Annotated in this window: 7 protein-coding genes; 1 reads left to right on the top strand and 6 read right to left on the bottom strand. The window is 73.9% G+C overall.

The annotated features are described in order from the left end of the window. Positions 1–48 precede the first annotated feature (48 nt). From ABR738_RS25070 to ABR738_RS37775, 5 genes are all read right to left on the bottom strand, one after another. Positions 49–1,704, bottom strand: a complete 1,656-nt coding sequence (locus tag ABR738_RS25070; protein ID WP_350232202.1) for a serine/threonine-protein kinase — start codon at positions 1,702–1,704, stop codon at positions 49–51. An 86-nt stretch (positions 1,705–1,790) separates the two neighbouring features. After that, a complete protein-coding gene (locus ABR738_RS25065) occupies positions 1,791–3,662 on the bottom strand; it encodes a serine/threonine-protein kinase (RefSeq protein WP_350232201.1) in 1,872 nt (623 codons plus the stop codon). Between the two features lie 97 nt (positions 3,663–3,759). Further along, positions 3,760–5,433 carry a serine/threonine-protein kinase gene (locus ABR738_RS25060; protein WP_502964240.1) on the bottom strand — a complete coding sequence of 558 codons (1,674 nt, stop codon included), beginning with the start codon at positions 5,431–5,433 and terminating at the stop codon, positions 3,760–3,762. Between the two features lie 254 nt (positions 5,434–5,687). Continuing rightward, entirely contained in the window at positions 5,688–8,462 is a 2,775-nt protein-coding gene (locus tag ABR738_RS25055; protein WP_350232198.1) for a serine/threonine kinase C-terminal domain-containing protein, read from the bottom strand. A gap of 192 nt (positions 8,463–8,654) precedes the next feature. Next, entirely contained in the window at positions 8,655–11,561 is a 2,907-nt protein-coding gene (locus tag ABR738_RS37775) for a serine/threonine-protein kinase (protein WP_502964132.1), read from the bottom strand. 313 nt (positions 11,562–11,874) lie between these two features. On the opposite strand from ABR738_RS37775, the gene ABR738_RS25045 reads away from it, so the two are divergent. Then, positions 11,875–12,588, top strand: coding sequence for a serine hydrolase domain-containing protein (locus ABR738_RS25045; RefSeq protein ID WP_350232197.1), 714 nt, complete (start codon positions 11,875–11,877; stop codon positions 12,586–12,588). Between the two features lie 393 nt (positions 12,589–12,981). Here ABR738_RS25045 and ABR738_RS25040 read toward each other — a convergent pair whose 3' ends face one another. Beyond that, entirely contained in the window at positions 12,982–14,688 is a 1,707-nt protein-coding gene (locus tag ABR738_RS25040) for a glycerol-3-phosphate dehydrogenase/oxidase (RefSeq protein WP_350232196.1), read from the bottom strand. Between the last annotated feature and the right edge of the window lie 213 nt (positions 14,689–14,901).

Here is a 14,901-nt window from a genome sequence, read left to right as displayed (position 1 = left end):
GATCAGCGGGTTACGGCCGGATCGGGGCCGCTCGTACTCCGCTCGTACTCAGAGATCGTGGATCTTGAAACCGTCCGAGACCTCGGTGAACAGCTTCTCGCCGTCCACCGCCGCCCTGCCCGCCGCCGGCGTCGCGACCCGCAGCCGCCAGTAAGCGGTGCCCTTTCCCGGCACCAGGAGTTCGTGGTAGCGGTAGCGGGTCGGACGGGGGGAGGAGGACGCGGTGAGCGGGGTGTAGTCGGTGACGAGGTCGTACGCCTTCTTGCCCTGGTGCGTGACGGTCGTGGTGGTCACCTTGCCGTCCCGGAACTCCGTGCCGTCCTTGCCGCCCTTCTCGTAGTACGCCTTCCACGCGGCGGGGTCGGCGGGCAGCGTGGGGTGGTTGGCACCTGCGGTGTCCTTGGCCGGATCGAGCCGGTCGGCGTAGATCGTGAATACGGCGCTCGGGTCGTCGTAGGTGACGCTGTCGTTCATGCTGCCCTGAGTACGCGCGTAGTCGTCGGGAACGGCCACGTCCGCCCCCAGCACCTCGTTCTCGGGCCTGACCTGCCAGCCCGCGGGCAGCCCGCCGCCGCCGAACGGGTCACCGACGAGCAGCGCGAGCACGGCGGCCAGCGCCACGAGCACGCCGCCGAGGCCGTACTGGGCCCTGCGGTTGCCCACGAGGACCGGTGGCACCCAGCGGTTCGCGCCCACCGGCGCGCCCGCGCCCGCGTCGGCCTGCGGGTGGGCCCGGGTGGCCGGTGCCGGTTCGGGGGAGGCCACCGCCTCAAGGGCGGCCCGGATCTCCTCGGCTCCCGGCCGCGCGCCCGGGTCCTTGCGCAGCAGCCGCGTGACCAGGGCGGCGAACGCGCCGGAGCCGCGCGTGGGCGTCGGCGGTTCTGCGGAGAGCACGGCCTGGAGGGTGGCCGGGGTGTTGCTGCGCCGGTAGGGCGACACGCCCTCGACCGCCGCGTACAGGACGACACCGAGCGACCAGAGGTCGGATGCGGGGCCGGGGCGCTGGCCCAACACCCGCTCCGGGGCGATGAATTCGGGCGAGCCGACGAAGCCGCCGGTCTCGGTCAGACCCTGCTCGCCCTCCACTTGGGCGATGCCGAAGTCGCTGAGCACGACGCGGTCGCCGCCCCCGAGCAGCACGTTGTCCGGCTTGACGTCCCGGTGCAGCACGCCCGCAGCGTGCGCCGCCACGAGCGCGTCGAGCACCGCGAGCCCGATCCTGGCCGCCTCGCGCACATCGAGGGTGCCTTCCTGGAGCCGGTCGGCGAGCGAGTGGCCGTGCACCAGCTCCATCACGATCCAGGGTCTGCCGTCCTCAAGGACGACATCGTGCACGGTGACCACCGAGGGGTGGCCGATGCGGGCGGCGGCGCGGGCCTCGCGTTGCATGCGCAGATGGACGGTGGTGCGCTCGCGCTCCCCCAAGTGGTCGGGAACGCGGGGCTCCTTGACGGCCACCTCGCGGTCCACCACTTCGTCGCGGGCCCGCCAGACCGTGCCCATGCCGCCGTGCCCGAGCCGGCCGAGGAGCCGGTAGCGGCCGCCGAGCAGCCGCCCCGCGCCGTCCTCCACCGTGTGCTGCCGCGTCGGCTCGTAGGCCGCGGGGGCGGCGGGGGCCGGCTCCTGTCGCGGGATCGCGGGGGCCGACGGGGGTCGCAGGCCGTAGCTGGTGGGCTCGTTCGCCCAGCCTCCATCGTTCGTCATGAGCACATCCTGACGAACGGCGGAACCCGGTGCCACGCCGGGCCGTGTGCGGATGCACACCCGTGACACGAGCGGCCGGCGCGGACTCAGAGGCGCGGCACGAAGGAGTCGAGCGCGGTGTCGAAGTCCCGCTTGGCCTCGTCGAGCCGGCCCACGGGCGCCGATACCCACACGTCGCGCAACTGCCCCTGGGCTTCCCAGCACAGGTCGTAGGTGTGCCGGGCGCCCTCGGCCTTGGTGAAGCCGTTCCAGGTGAACTCCCACAGCGCCGCGTCATGTCCCCGGTGGGTGGTCGCGGTGACCTTGCCGTCGCGGTAACCGGGGTTGCTGGCGGACCCGTTGGCGGCCTCCTGCCGCAACACCCCGAGCGGGCCGCCGGCCACCGTGTTCTGCGTCCTGATGCCGACGCGGATGGCGCCGTCCGGCGAGCTGTAGAAGACGCGCTGCGCGTCGGTGGTGCGTACGTAGCCGTCGGGCACGGCGATGCCGAAGCCGTTGGGGTCGCGTACGAACTGGAAACCGTCGGGCACCGGGGGCAGCGCGGCGGTGCGCGGGAGCGGTGGGGGTGGTGGGGGCGGCGGGGGCGGCGGGGGCGGCCGGCGGGGCGCGGCCGCGCCGGGCTCGGGGGCGCCGACTTCGGCGGCCGCGCTCGACGCGGACCGCGCGCCGACGTGGCCCGGGCCGAGGCCGTCGAGCGCGAACACCGCGACGGCCGCGCCCGCTCCGGCCAGCACGATCACGACCGCGCCCGCCGCGAGCAGGCTTCGTGTCCGCCACGGCCGGGCGGCGGTGGCCGTCCGCGCGACGGGGGTCGCCGGGGTCGCTGAGGTCGCGGGCGCGGCGGCGTCCGGGGCTCCGCCCGGGACCCCGGTCGCGCTGGGAGGACGCTCGCCCTCGGGCGCGGGGTGGGCCGGGTCCGGGACGTCGGCCGGGGCGCCATCGGCCCGTGACCCGTACTCGTCCTGGGGCGGCGGGACGCGGTCCGCCGGCGCCGGGCGGGGCCGGGGCATCATGCCCGTCGCCGTGAAGGCGCGCAGCAGCGATTCCGCGTCGGCCGCGCCCAGGCGGTGCCCCGGGTCCCGCTCCAGGAGGCCGCGCACGACGGGAAGCAGCGGGCCCGCGGCCTCGGGCGGCCTGATCTCGTCCAGGACGACGGCGTGCAGGACCCCGCCCAGGGAGTCGCGGTGGAAGGGGGATTCGCCGGACAGAGCCGCGCACAGCAGCGCGCCGAGCGACCACAGGTCCGACTCGGGCCCCGCGCCCGCGCCCTGCATCCGCTCAGGCGCGGTGTACTCGGGCGAGCCGACGAACGCGCCCTCCTCGCTGATCGTGGAGGCGCCCGGCACCTGCGCGATGCCGAAGTCGGTGAGCACGACACGACCGCCGTCCTGCTCGATGAGGACGTTGGCGGGCTTGAGGTCGCGATGGAGCACACCCCGGGCGTGCGCCGTGGCCAGCGCGCCCAGGAGCGCGATCCCGATGCGGGCGGCCTCGTCCACGTCCACGGGCCCCTTGGCGGCGAGCCGGTCGGCGAGCGAGCCGCCCTCGACGAGCTCCATCACGATGTACGAACGGGGCTCCTCACCCCGGCCGCGCCACCGGTCGTCCCAGCCCCCGGCCCCGCGACCGCCCACGCCATCGCTTACGCCCCCGAACCCGCGACCGCCCACACCACCGCTTACGCCGCCGTCCTCGACCACGTCGTGCACGACGATCACATGGGGGTGCTTGATCTGGGCGACCGCGCGGGCCTCGCGCAGCGCGGCCCTGGCCGGGGCGCCGCCCTCGGGGTGCAGTTCCTTGACGGCGACCTGACGGCCGAGCAGTTCGTCGTGGGCCTGCCAGACCGTGCCCATCCCGCCCCGGCCGAGCCGACCGCCCAGGCGGTAACGCCCCGCGATCAGGCGGGAGTCCAGGCGGTGTCGGGGCTGCTGCGGATCCTGCTCTGCTGTGGGCACCGGGTTCCCCCTCGATCTCCCCGCACGCGTGAAGAGCCCATCATGCCGCACCCCGCCGGACGGCGACGGCGTTCGCCACGAGTGACGGCGGGCCCGGTCAGCCGCCCGTGCCCGAACCGGGCTGCCAGCCCTGGAGCACCGTGTCGAACTGCTGGCGCGTGGTCGCCCAGTCCTCATCGGGGCCCGACATGTAGAGGGCGTACTCGGGCTTGCCGCCGTCCCCGTAATACATCTGATCGATGGCGTGCCGCTTGCCGGGGAAGTCCTGCTTCTCGGTGTAGGTGAACTCCCACAGGGACGACTTCACCTGGTCGCGGTAGTTGTTGCTGTGCAGCGTGACCCGCTTGTACTGGGGCAGCCGGTCCTTGAGCGACTTCTCCATGTTGAGCATGTGCATGTACGGGTTCTCGAAGTCCGGCACCTTGTCGACGCTGATCCGGATGCGGTGCTTGCCGTTGTCCGGGGTGTAGTCGATCTCGGCGCCGTCCATCTGGCGCTTCCAGCCCTTGGGCACGAGCAGGCTGAAGCCGGCCTTGTCCTGGACGCGCTGCCAGCCCGCCGGGACCGACCCGTCGCCGGAACTGCCGGAGGGCTGCCCCGCGTCGGGGGAGGCGGAGGGCGCGGGGGAACCGGAGGCGCCCGTGCCGGTCCCGGTGCCCGAACCGCCCTGGTGCTCCTGGTACTTCAGATACCCGAACCCGGTGCCCACGCCGACCACCGCGGCCAGCGCGACCACGAGAGCGACGGTGCGCCAGCGCTGCCGTCGCGGCGCGGGCCGTGGAGCGGGCGCGGGACGCTCCACCACCGGACGCTCGGGGGCCGGTGGTTCGGGGGCCGGCCTGCTGGGGGCAGGCCTCAAGACCGGGTTCGCCACGGTGGACCCGGTCCCGGCGCTCGCGGCCGAGCGCAGTTCTGCCGCCGAGAACCGGTCGGTGGGCACATGCGCCTGGGCGGCAAGGGAGGCGCGTCCCTCCATCGCGTCGAGGAACATCCGCTCGGCCTCCTCGACCGAGGGCCGTTCCTCCGGCGCCTTGCGCAGCAGCGCGACGATGACGGGACCCAGCGCCCCCGCGCGGTCCGGCGCCGGGGGCTCCTCCTCCACCACGGCCTGCATGGTGGAGATCGGCGAGTCACGGCGGAACGGCGAGGCGCCCTGCACCGCCGCGTACAGGGTGGCGCCGAGCGACCACAGGTCGGAGGCGGGACCCGGGTGCGCGCCCTGGACCCGCTCGGGCGCCAGATAGTCGATGGAGCCGACGAGTTCACCGGTCTTGGTGATGGTGACGTCGCCTTCGATGGCGGCGATCCCGAAGTCGGTGAGCAGCACCCGGCCGTCCCTGGCGAGCAGGACGTTGCCCGGCTTCACGTCCCGGTGCAGGACGCCCGCCGAGTGCGCGGCGCGCAGGGCGCCCAGCACGTGCAGCCCGATGCGGGCGGCTTCGCGTGCCTCGATGCGGCTGCCGTCGGCGGCCTTGACCGCGTCGGCGAGCGAGGGCCCGTCGACGTACTGCATGACGATCCAGGGCCGGTTGTCGTGGTCGAGCACGTCGTGGACGGTGACCACGCCGGGATGCGTGATGCGGGCGGCGGCGCGCGCCTCCTTCTGCGTGCGGGCGTGCAGGACCGCACGGTCCGCCTCGGCGACGTACAGGGCGGCGGTCAGTTCCTTGACGGCCACGGTGCGGTTCAGGACCTCGTCGTGGGCGCGCCAGACCTTGCCCATGCCGCCGCGCCCTATCGCGTCCCCGAGCCGATAGCGCCCGGCCAGCAACAGCCCCGCCCCCGAGCCGCTCGTGCTGTGAGTGTTTTCCACGTCCCCCGCCCGCCCAGACCTTTCCTACGGAGCCAGGTTACGGAGCGGAATCCAGCCAGGGAACCTCGGGGCACCCAACCGTACTTCCCGGGACCGGCCACACCACGATGACCAGGGCTTTCACTGGTTCACCCCATAACGCGCACAGCAGGAATCCCGTACCGACGGGGCGATTTCGGGGAGCGCGGAGCGTGACCGGGTGTCAGCGGGCCTCAGCGGGTGGCCCGGTAGGCGCGGGTGGCCTGTCCGTAGATCTCGGTCACCTTGTCGCGCTGCGACTCGGGACCGATGACCTGGACCACGTGATACCGGCCATTGATGATCATCGCGAGGTTGCGCACGTACACCTGCCGGCCGGTGCTGTCCTGCCAGGTGAACTGCCCCTCCGCCATGGACTGCCGCCCCACGTCGATGCGCCGCAGCCCGGTGGAGGTGGACCAGCTGGAGTCCCGGAAGGGCTGGAGTTCGCGCTCCTTGTCCGCCTGGTAGGCCAGCGGATCCGCACCGCCGTCCCGCACGGAGTCCCGGCCGGGAACCACGACAAGGGTGAAGTCGCCCCCGACATAACGGACTTGACCCGCGTCGTTCATCGGCTGCCGCTGCCAGCTCGCGTCGACGCCGACCCGGAAGCCCTCGGGGTCGTCGCGTACCACGTAACCGGCGGCCGGGGAGGGCGTCGGCCCGCCGGATCCCGTCGTCTGCGTCTGCTGGGACGGCGGCGTGCTCCCGGCGGACGGCGTCCGGGGCCCGTCCGTCGACGGATCGGGACTCTGCTGCCCGTTGGTGCGCGGCGGGTTGGTGCCCGCGGTGTCCCGCGCGGAGTCCGACCGGGGCATGAAGAGCATCGCGTACGCGATCGCGGCGGCCAACAGCAGCAGCACGAGCACCAGGAGCAGCCGGCCGAGCGAGCGAGGTTTCCTGGTGGGCGGCGCGGCCTGGCGGTGCCGGTGCCGGCCGTGTTCGGCCACCGGCGCGGCGGGTTTCCTTCTGCGGCGCACCAGTTCGCCCCGGCGGCGCAGCACGGGGAGCTTCTTGGCGTCCGGGACGATCAGCGGGGGGATGCGGGCGCCCGCGTCCGGCTCGGGCGCGGACCGCACGAGCGAACGCAGCCAGCCGCGCAGCTCCTCGAACTCGGGCCGCTCGGTGGGGTCCTGACGCAGCAGCGACTCCACGACCGGACGCAGCGGACCGCACTCCTCCGCGAACGCGGGCGGCTCCGCGCACACCAACTGGACGAGTTCGGCCGCGCTGTCCTCCGGGTAGGGGGCGTGACCCTGCACCGCGCGGAACAGCAGGGCGCCCAGGGCCCAGAGGTCGGTGGCGGGTCCGATCGGCGGTGCGAGCCGCCAGTTCTCGTGTATGGGTCCGGCCTGCTCGGGCGCCCACCGCTCGGTGACGGCCCCCACGACGGCCATCCGGGTCCCCCGGGCCCGCTCGGCGTCGAGCCGGTTGGCGGGGCCGCGGTAGGGCCCGGACGCCGGGTCCTGGGGCGCCGAAGGGGAGGTGCGCGCCGCGTCCATGCGGCGCTCGGCGTCCTCGGGGCCGGCCGCCGGGGGGCGCCCGGGGTCGTCGGCGGCCGGGCGGCGCCGCGTCGCGGAGGCGCGCTCCTGGGCGGGGGCCGGGGCGCCGGGGTGCGGCGTGCGCTGGGAGTCGGCGCGGAAGGCGTCGGCCCGGAACCCCGGGGGCAGCGCGGGCGTCCTTGGCGCGGGCGCGACGGCGGCCCGCGACGTCTCGGGTCCGTCGGAACCGGTGTGGCGGCGGGGGGCGTCCGGTCCTGCGGCACCTCCGGGGTGCGACGGCCGGGGGCCCTCGGCCTGACGCCCGGCGGGGCGCGCCACCCAGCGGCCCGTCACGGGGTCGTACTGGCGCCGGGTACGGCCGGAGTCGGGGCCCTCGTCGGCGTACGGACTCGCGCCGCCGCCGGACACCCGCACCCCCCGCACGGGGTCGTACATGCTCTGCCCGGCCCCGGCCCCGCTGCCCTCGGACCCGCCCTGGCCATCCTGACCTTGGGTGGCCTGATCGGCGGCCGGGTGCCGCTCGGGCCAAGGGTTCTGGCGCGAGACCGGGTGCCGCTCGGGCCCAGGGTTCTGACGCGGGGCCGGGAGGGCGGGGTCCGCGCCGGTGTGCGCGGTGGCGCCCGCGCCCGCGCGGTACGCCGCGATCGCCCCCGGGCGCGGGGCGGCGCCGGGCGGGACGGGGTCAGGACCGGGAACGGGGCCGAGCTCCGGGGCCGAAGTGGCGTTCCCGGAGCGTTCGTTGGGCCCGTCCGGGGCGGGGGGCGGCGGCGTGCCGCCGAACCCGTCGCTGTCCGGCGGCAGCGGCACGGGGGCGTATCCGCACAGCGCCTCCTGCGCGGCGCCCACCGCGAGCCCGGTCAGCACGACCCGGCCGTCGTCGCATATCAGGACCGTACGCGCCGTGATGTTGCGATGCGTCCAGCCGTGCGCGTGCAGGACCCGCAGCGCGGTCAGCACGTCCGAGGCGACCTCTGCGGCGCGAAAGGGGTTCAGCGGGCGGTCGGCGAGCAGCGCGGACAGGGGGCGGGCGGCGATCAGTTCACTGACGATCCACAGCGAACCGTCCTGAGCGAACACGTCGAAGACCTGGTCGAGACGCGGGTGGTCGGGGATCTGCGCGGCCGCCTGCGCCGCTTCGATGGCCCGGCGCACGGCGGGCTCGGGGGGCCGCCGGGTGGTGCGCCCATAGCCGGGTGCCTCGCCGTAACCGCCGCCGTAACCGCCGCCGTGTGCGGTGCCGTGTCCGTGTCCGTGTCCGTCGGCGCCGTACCCATTCCCGTACCCGTACTCGTCGTCGCCGTCCAGCACTTCCGCGTCGACGACCTCGGGCAAGGGGACCTGCCGGACCAGGACCTGCTGGCCGCTGTAGGTGTCAAAGGCGCGTGTCTCGACCAGATCGAAGCCGTCGTCGGCGGGCGAGGGCAGGCGGTAGCGCTCGGCCAGTACCCGGCCCGCGTACTCGTCCACGACGCCTCCCCACAGCGCGCTGTTCCCCCGGGCCACGGCTCTCAATCGCGCCGCAACCGTCAATTACGGTCGATTACCGGCCTGTTGCGGCTGCGTACCGTCCGCGAGCTCTCACGATACGTGGCCCCGCCGCGTCACGTCCGGGGGATACCCGTTTCCCCGGGAGCCACTGGTACCCGGGGATCGCCGGGGTCAGGCGGGCTGGAACGTGGCGAAGAGCGCGGCCAGGGTCTGCTGGGTCTCCGGCTTCGACCAGGCGTCGTCCTTGGCCGAGAACATGATTCCGTAGCCCTGCTTCGTGCTCACGACGAATCCGCGGTCCACCGTGTGGTACTTGGTGCCGCTGTCGTCATAGGTGAACTCCCAGTCGGCGGCGGGCCAGCCCCGGTAGTCCACCGCGGCTATCTTCACCCGCTTGTAGCCCGACCTCGTCATGGACGACTCCTGGTTCATCCAGTCCGCCACCGGGTTGGACTTGGGGGTGTCGGTCCAGCCGATCAGCAGGCGCTGCCCGTCGGGCCCGGTGAACCGGGCGCCCGCGTCGTCGGTCGACTTGTACGCCCACCCCGCGGGCAGCCCTATGGAGAAGCCCTGGTCCGACTTGTACGGCGTGGTGGCCACGCCGCCCGTGCCGCCCGCGCCGCTCCCTTTGCTGTCGTCACCCGTGCCGGCACTGGCGTTGGTTCCGGTGCCCGTGCCGTCACCGGTGCTGTCGTCGCCCTTGCCGTCGCCCTGGCCGCCCGAGGCGACCTGGCCGTTCGCGGAACCCTTGGCCGACGGGGTGCTCCCGCCCGACGACTTCTGGCCGCCCGACCCCTTGTTGCTGCTTGCCGGTGAGGCACCGGCCACCGGTCCGCTGGAGGACGCCTTGTCGCCCTTGGGCTTGCCGGAGGTGTCGTCTCCCCCGCTCAGGGATATGGCCAGCACCGTGCCGAGCACGGCCAGGGCCGCGACCACGGCGATGATCACCAGGGTGCGGCGCGGCACGACGTCGGTGAGCGAGGCACGGGGCGGCGGGACCGGCCCCGAAGGCGACCCGGACCTCGGCCGCCCGGCGGGCACCGCCTTGGACCGGACGTCACGCGCCCGGGCGCCCTGCGCCTTCTCCTTGGCCGACGTCTTGGCCTCGGCCGCCGCGTTCCGTACGGACTTGAGCGCGCCGCGCACCCGCTCGGCGGCCGCGTCGCCCTTGGGCGCGGACGGCAGCGGCGGCAACGGGACCACCCGGGTCGCCTCCGGCGACACCGGCTCGGGCCCGGGCTCGGGGCCGTCCGGCGCGTTGAGCACCGCCGTGAGCAGCTTGCGCGCGGCCGCGTTGTCGAGACGCTGGGCCGGGTCCTTGGCGAGCAGACCATAGATGACCTGCTCCAGGAGCGGCCCCGCGTTCTTGGGCGGATCGACCGGCTCGGTCATGACCGCCGTCAGGGTCGCGATCGCCGAGCCCTTGTCGTACGGGGGTACGCCTTCGACGCTCGCGTACAGCAGCCCGCCGAGCGACCAGAGGTCGGCGGCCGGGCCGGGCTTGTGGCCACGGGCCCGCTCGGGCGAGATGTACGAGGGCGCGCCGACCAGCATGCCGGTGGAGGTGATGGAGGGGTCGCCCTCCACCTGGGCGATGCCGAAGTCGGTCAGGACGACCCGGCCGTCCTCGGCGATCAGCACGTTGGAGGGCTTCACGTCGCGGTGCAGGATGCCTTCGCGGTGGGCCGAGCGCAGGACGTCGAGGATCGCGAGCCCCACCTCGGCGGCCCGACGGGGCGTCAGCGTGCCGTCCTCGCGGACCGCTTCGGCGAGCGACTTGCCCTCGACGAGCTCCATGACGATCCAGGGGCGGTCGTCCTCGTCCACCACGTCGTAGACCGTCACGGCGGCGGTGTTGCGGATCCGGGCGATCGCCTTGGCCTCGCGCAGCGTACGCGTGATGAGCCGGCGCTTCTCGTCCTCGTCGATGCTGGAGGGGAAGCGCAGTTCCTTGACGGCGACGGTCCGCCCCAGCGTCTCGTCCACCGCCCGCCAGACGGTCCCCATCCCGCCGCGTCCGAGCACCCCACCGAGCCGGTACCGCCCGGCGAGCAGCCGCCCTTCCCCACCGACCGCGTCCTCCCCGGCACCGGCTGCCCCACCCCTACCGGCCCCGACCCGGGACGTAACGCCGGAACCAGCGGCACCGGCACCACCGGACTTGCCGTCAGCGGAGCCCGGCTTGGCGCCGGCGGAGCCCGACTTCGCGCCGGAGGCGACCGGGTCGGGCTTCGCGCCGGAAGCGACAGGGTTGGGCTTGGCAGCGGAGGCGGCAGCACTGGGCGTGGCGCCGGAGGCGGCAGCGCTCGTCCTGGCGGCACCCGGCTTGGCGCCACGGTCGACGCCGTCTGCCTCGGGGCCGGACTTGGCCGCCGCCTTGGCAGCGGCCGGCCCGGGCTCGGCGTCGGCGGACTGGGAGTCACGGTTGGCCTCCGCGCCGGCGGAGCCCGACCCGGCAACGGACTTGGCGGCAGCGGAACGCGACGTGGCGTCGGCCGGCTCGGCGGCGCGGTCGGGATTCGCGACCGCGGAACCCGGCGTGCCCGCCGACTTGGCGCCGGCGGAACGCGGCCCCGCGTCGGATACGGCGGCGTTCGGCTCGGCGTCCCGGTTGTCGGTGGGCAGTTGGGGGCCGGCCCCGGCCCCCCGCGCGACCGGCTCGGCGGCCGTGGCCGGGGACGCCATGCCCTTGGCCGGCTTCCCACCCGGCTCGGTTTTGGCCGGGCCGGACACATCGGACACACCGGCGCGCTCGGTGCCTCCGGAAGCGGAGGCCGACTTGGCCTTCGCGCCGCCGGCATTCCGCGCGGCACCCGCCGCGTCCTCGCCTGACGGCGTGGCCGAAGCGCGGCCCTTCGGGTCCGCCGCGTCCCGCCCGACATTGGACGCCTCACCCGCACCGGAGTTCGCCACGGCGTCCGTCGTATCCGGCTTCGCCACCGCGTCCCCCGCACCGGCCGGGCGCCGCCCGGACTTCGTGCCCGCCTCGCCCGAGGCGGATTCTGCGGGCGCCGACGACGCCCCCGGTTCCTGTCGCTCGTCCCGTTGGGGTTCCCGCGACTGCTCCGCCTCCGACATGCGTCCCCTCTGCGATTTCTGATCTTCGCCCGCGCCGGCTTCGGCCAACGGCCCGCCGCTACCTGCCCTCGTGGAGGCGGCCCGGCACACCGCTCCGACCTGTTTGTCCTGCCGGGTGCCCGGCCGTCCGGAGCCGTTGTCCGGCCCGCGTCCGTGCCAGCCCGTAACCCGCCCTGGCAGAGCCCCCATTGTCCCTCACGCCAGGACCGATGATGGTCCCGGGTCCGCCGTCCGCCAAGATGGCCGCGAACGAAGGGAAGCCCATCATGCCAAGGCTCCGGGCCCTGCTCGTCGCAGCGATGACCACAGCACTGTGCGTCATCGTCACGGCGTCGTCGCCCGGCCGGGCAGGCCCCGCGCCCCACGCGCCGCACTGGCCCGACTGGTCACCGAGGGCGGCGCCCCGGCAGCCTCCCTGCTCACCGAAGACCCCTCCGGCACCCGGTACCTGGCCGTCGGCCCCCCTCTTCGCCGCGCGGACCATTTCCGCGCGGGCAGCGTCACCAAGACGTTCGTGGCCACCGTAGTCCCGCAACTGGCCGCCGAGGGCAGGCTCCGGCTCGATGACCGCGTGGACCGGTATCTGCCCGGGCTCGTTCGCGGGCACGGCAACGACGGCCGCCGCCTCACCCTCCGCTCCCTGCTCTCCCACACCAACGGTCTCTTCAACTACACGGCCGACACCACGGTTCCGGTCGCGCTCGGTCCCGGCGAAGCCATCCGTACCGCGCTCGCCCAATCCCCGGGGCGCCTCGGCACGTACGCCTACTCCAACACCAACTACGTACTCCTCGGCCAGATCATCCAGGCCGTCACCGGACGCGCCTATGCGGTCGAGATCACCCGTCGCGTCATCAACCCCCTCCATCTCACCGGCGCCTCGCTGCCCGGCGCCCGTACCACCTTGCCCGAACCCCACAGCCGCGCCTACACATCGAACGGCCGCGACGTCACCGAACTCGACCCCCGCGAAGCGGGCGCATCCGGCGAACCCATCTCCACCCTCGCCGACCTGAGCCGCTTCTAAGCGGCCCTGCTCGGCGGAGCCCTGCTGCCGGCGGCCCAGCGCCACGAACTGCTCGGCACCGCCGCCACCCGGGGCGCGTACGCCCCCGGCATCCATCCCCGGCGCCTGGCCTGCGGCCTGACGGGGTGGGGGCACGGCGGCCACATCGCCGACAGCTATGTGCGCGCCGCCACCACCTCCGACGGCCGCCGCACCGCCGTCCTCCGTGCCAATGTCGGTGCCCTCAGCGATCCCTCCCTCGAACTCGCCGTCCTGAATGCCGTGTTCTGTCCGCAACCGTCCGGCGCACCGCCGGCCGTCCAGGCCCAGGGGCGGGGACCCGCGCCCGCCCACGCCCGCGCGACCGGACCCGGGTCGCCGTCCGCCTGACCGCCCGGCCTCGCCGTCCGTCTCCTAGACCGGCGCGATGTCCGGTGCTCCGAGCCGGGCCGCGTCCGCCGTCAGGTCGTCGGGCTGACGCTGCGACTCCCGCTCGGCCTCCACTCGCTTCTCGTAGTGCTCCACCTCCTTCTCGATCTGCTTGGTGTCCCAGCCGAGGACCGGCGCCATCAGCTCCGCGCACTCCCGCGCCGACCGCGTGCCCCGGTCGAAGGTCTCGATCGAGATCCGGGTGCGCCGGGTCAGTACGTCGTCGAGGTGGCGCGCGCCCTCGTGCGACGCGGCGTAGACGATCTCGGCCCGCAGATAGTCGTCGGCCGCGGCGAGCGGTTCGCCGAGCGAGGGGTCGGCGAGGACCAGTTCCAGCAGGTCCTCGGCCATCGAGCCGTACCGGTTCAACAGGTGCTCCACACGCACCACGTGCAGCCCGGTCCTGGCCGCGATCCTGGCCCGGGCGTTCCACAGCGCCTTGTACCCCTCGGCCCCCAGCAGCGGGACGTCCTCGGTGACGCAGGCCGCCACCCGCTGGTCCAGCGCGTGCACCGCCTCGTCGACGGCGTCCTTCGCCATCACTCGGTACGTCGTGTACTTGCCGCCCGCCACGACCACGAGCCCGGGCACCGGATGCGCCACGGTGTGTTCGCGTGAGAGCTTGCTCGTCGCGTCCGACTCCCCCGCCAGCAGCGGCCGCAGGCCGGCGTACACGCCCTGGACGTCGTCCCGGGTCAGCGGGACCGCGAGCACCGCGTTGACGTGTTCGAGCAGGTAGTCGATGTCGGCGCTGGACGCGGCGGGATGCGCCTTGTCGAGATCCCAGTCGGTGTCGGTGGTCCCGACGATCCAGTGCCGGCCCCAGGGGATGACGAAGAGCACGGACTTCTCGGTCCGCAGGATCAGGCCCGTATTCGAGTGAATCCGGTCCTTGGGCACCACCAAGTGGATGCCCTTCGAGGCCCGTACATGGAACTGCCCCCTCTCCCCGATCAGCGCCTGGGTGTCGTCCGTCCACACCCCCGTCGCGTTCACGACCTGCTTGGCGCGGATCTCGTACTCCCCGCCCGCCTCTCCGTCCTGCACCCGGGCGCCGACCACCCGTTCGCCCTCGCGCAGGAAGCCCACCACCCGGGCCCGGTTGGCGACCCGCGCCCCGTAGGAGGAGGCGGTGCGCACCAGGGTGGTCACAAAACGGGCGTCGTCCATCTGCGCGTCGTAGTACTGCAACGCTCCGACCAGCGCGTCCTTCTTCAACGCGGGCGCCACGCGCAGCGCGTGGCGGCGGCTCAGGTGACGGTGCGTCGGCAGTCCCCTGCCGTGTCCCGACGACACGGACATCGCGTCGTACAGCGCGACACCCGATCCCGCGTACAACCGCTCCCAGCCCTTGTGCTGCAACGGATAGAGGAACGGGACGGGTTTCACCAGGTGCGGGGCGAGCCGTTCGAGCAGCAGGCCCCGCTCCTTGAGCGCTTCGCGCACCAGGGCGAAGTCGAGCATTTCCAGATAGCGCAGGCCGCCGTGGATGAGCTTGCTCGACCGGCTCGATGTGCCCGATGCCCAGTCGCGCGCCTCGACGAGGCCGGTGGAGAGGCCCCGGGTCGCCGCGTCGAGCGCCGTGCCGGCTCCGACCACCCCCGCACCCACGACCAGCACGTCGAGCTCGCCTTCGGCCATGGCGGCGAGTGCCTGTGCGCGCTGCTCGGGTCCCAGTGTCGCTGTCCTCACGGCGTTGCCTCCCGTTGATCGGGGTGGTTCCGCAGACCGGGTGGTCTGGCTCACATCCTCGATTCTGGACGGGACCACCGACATCGGCCACCGCCTGTGGACAACACTCGGGTCCACTCGCCCCCGCAATGCGGCATATCAGTCATATTTCCTCTTAGTCTGACATTCCGGACGCCCATTCTGTCCACAGGGCTTGCGCCCCATGTCCCCTCC

The sequence above is a fragment of the Streptomyces sp. Edi4 genome (genome assembly GCF_040253615.1).
Classification (GTDB): domain Bacteria; phylum Actinomycetota; class Actinomycetes; order Streptomycetales; family Streptomycetaceae; genus Streptomyces.
This window is presented reverse-complemented; position numbering and strand designations above follow the sequence as displayed.

Bases quoted from the DNA above. Each gene is read 5' to 3' on its own strand.
- ABR738_RS25070 (WP_350232202.1), bottom strand. From the start codon at position 1,704: ATGACGAACGATGGAGGCTGGGCGAACGAGCCCACCAGCTACGGCCTG.
- ABR738_RS37775 (WP_502964132.1), bottom strand. From the start codon at position 11,561: ATGTCGGAGGCGGAGCAGTCGCGGGAACCCCAACGGGACGAGCGACAG.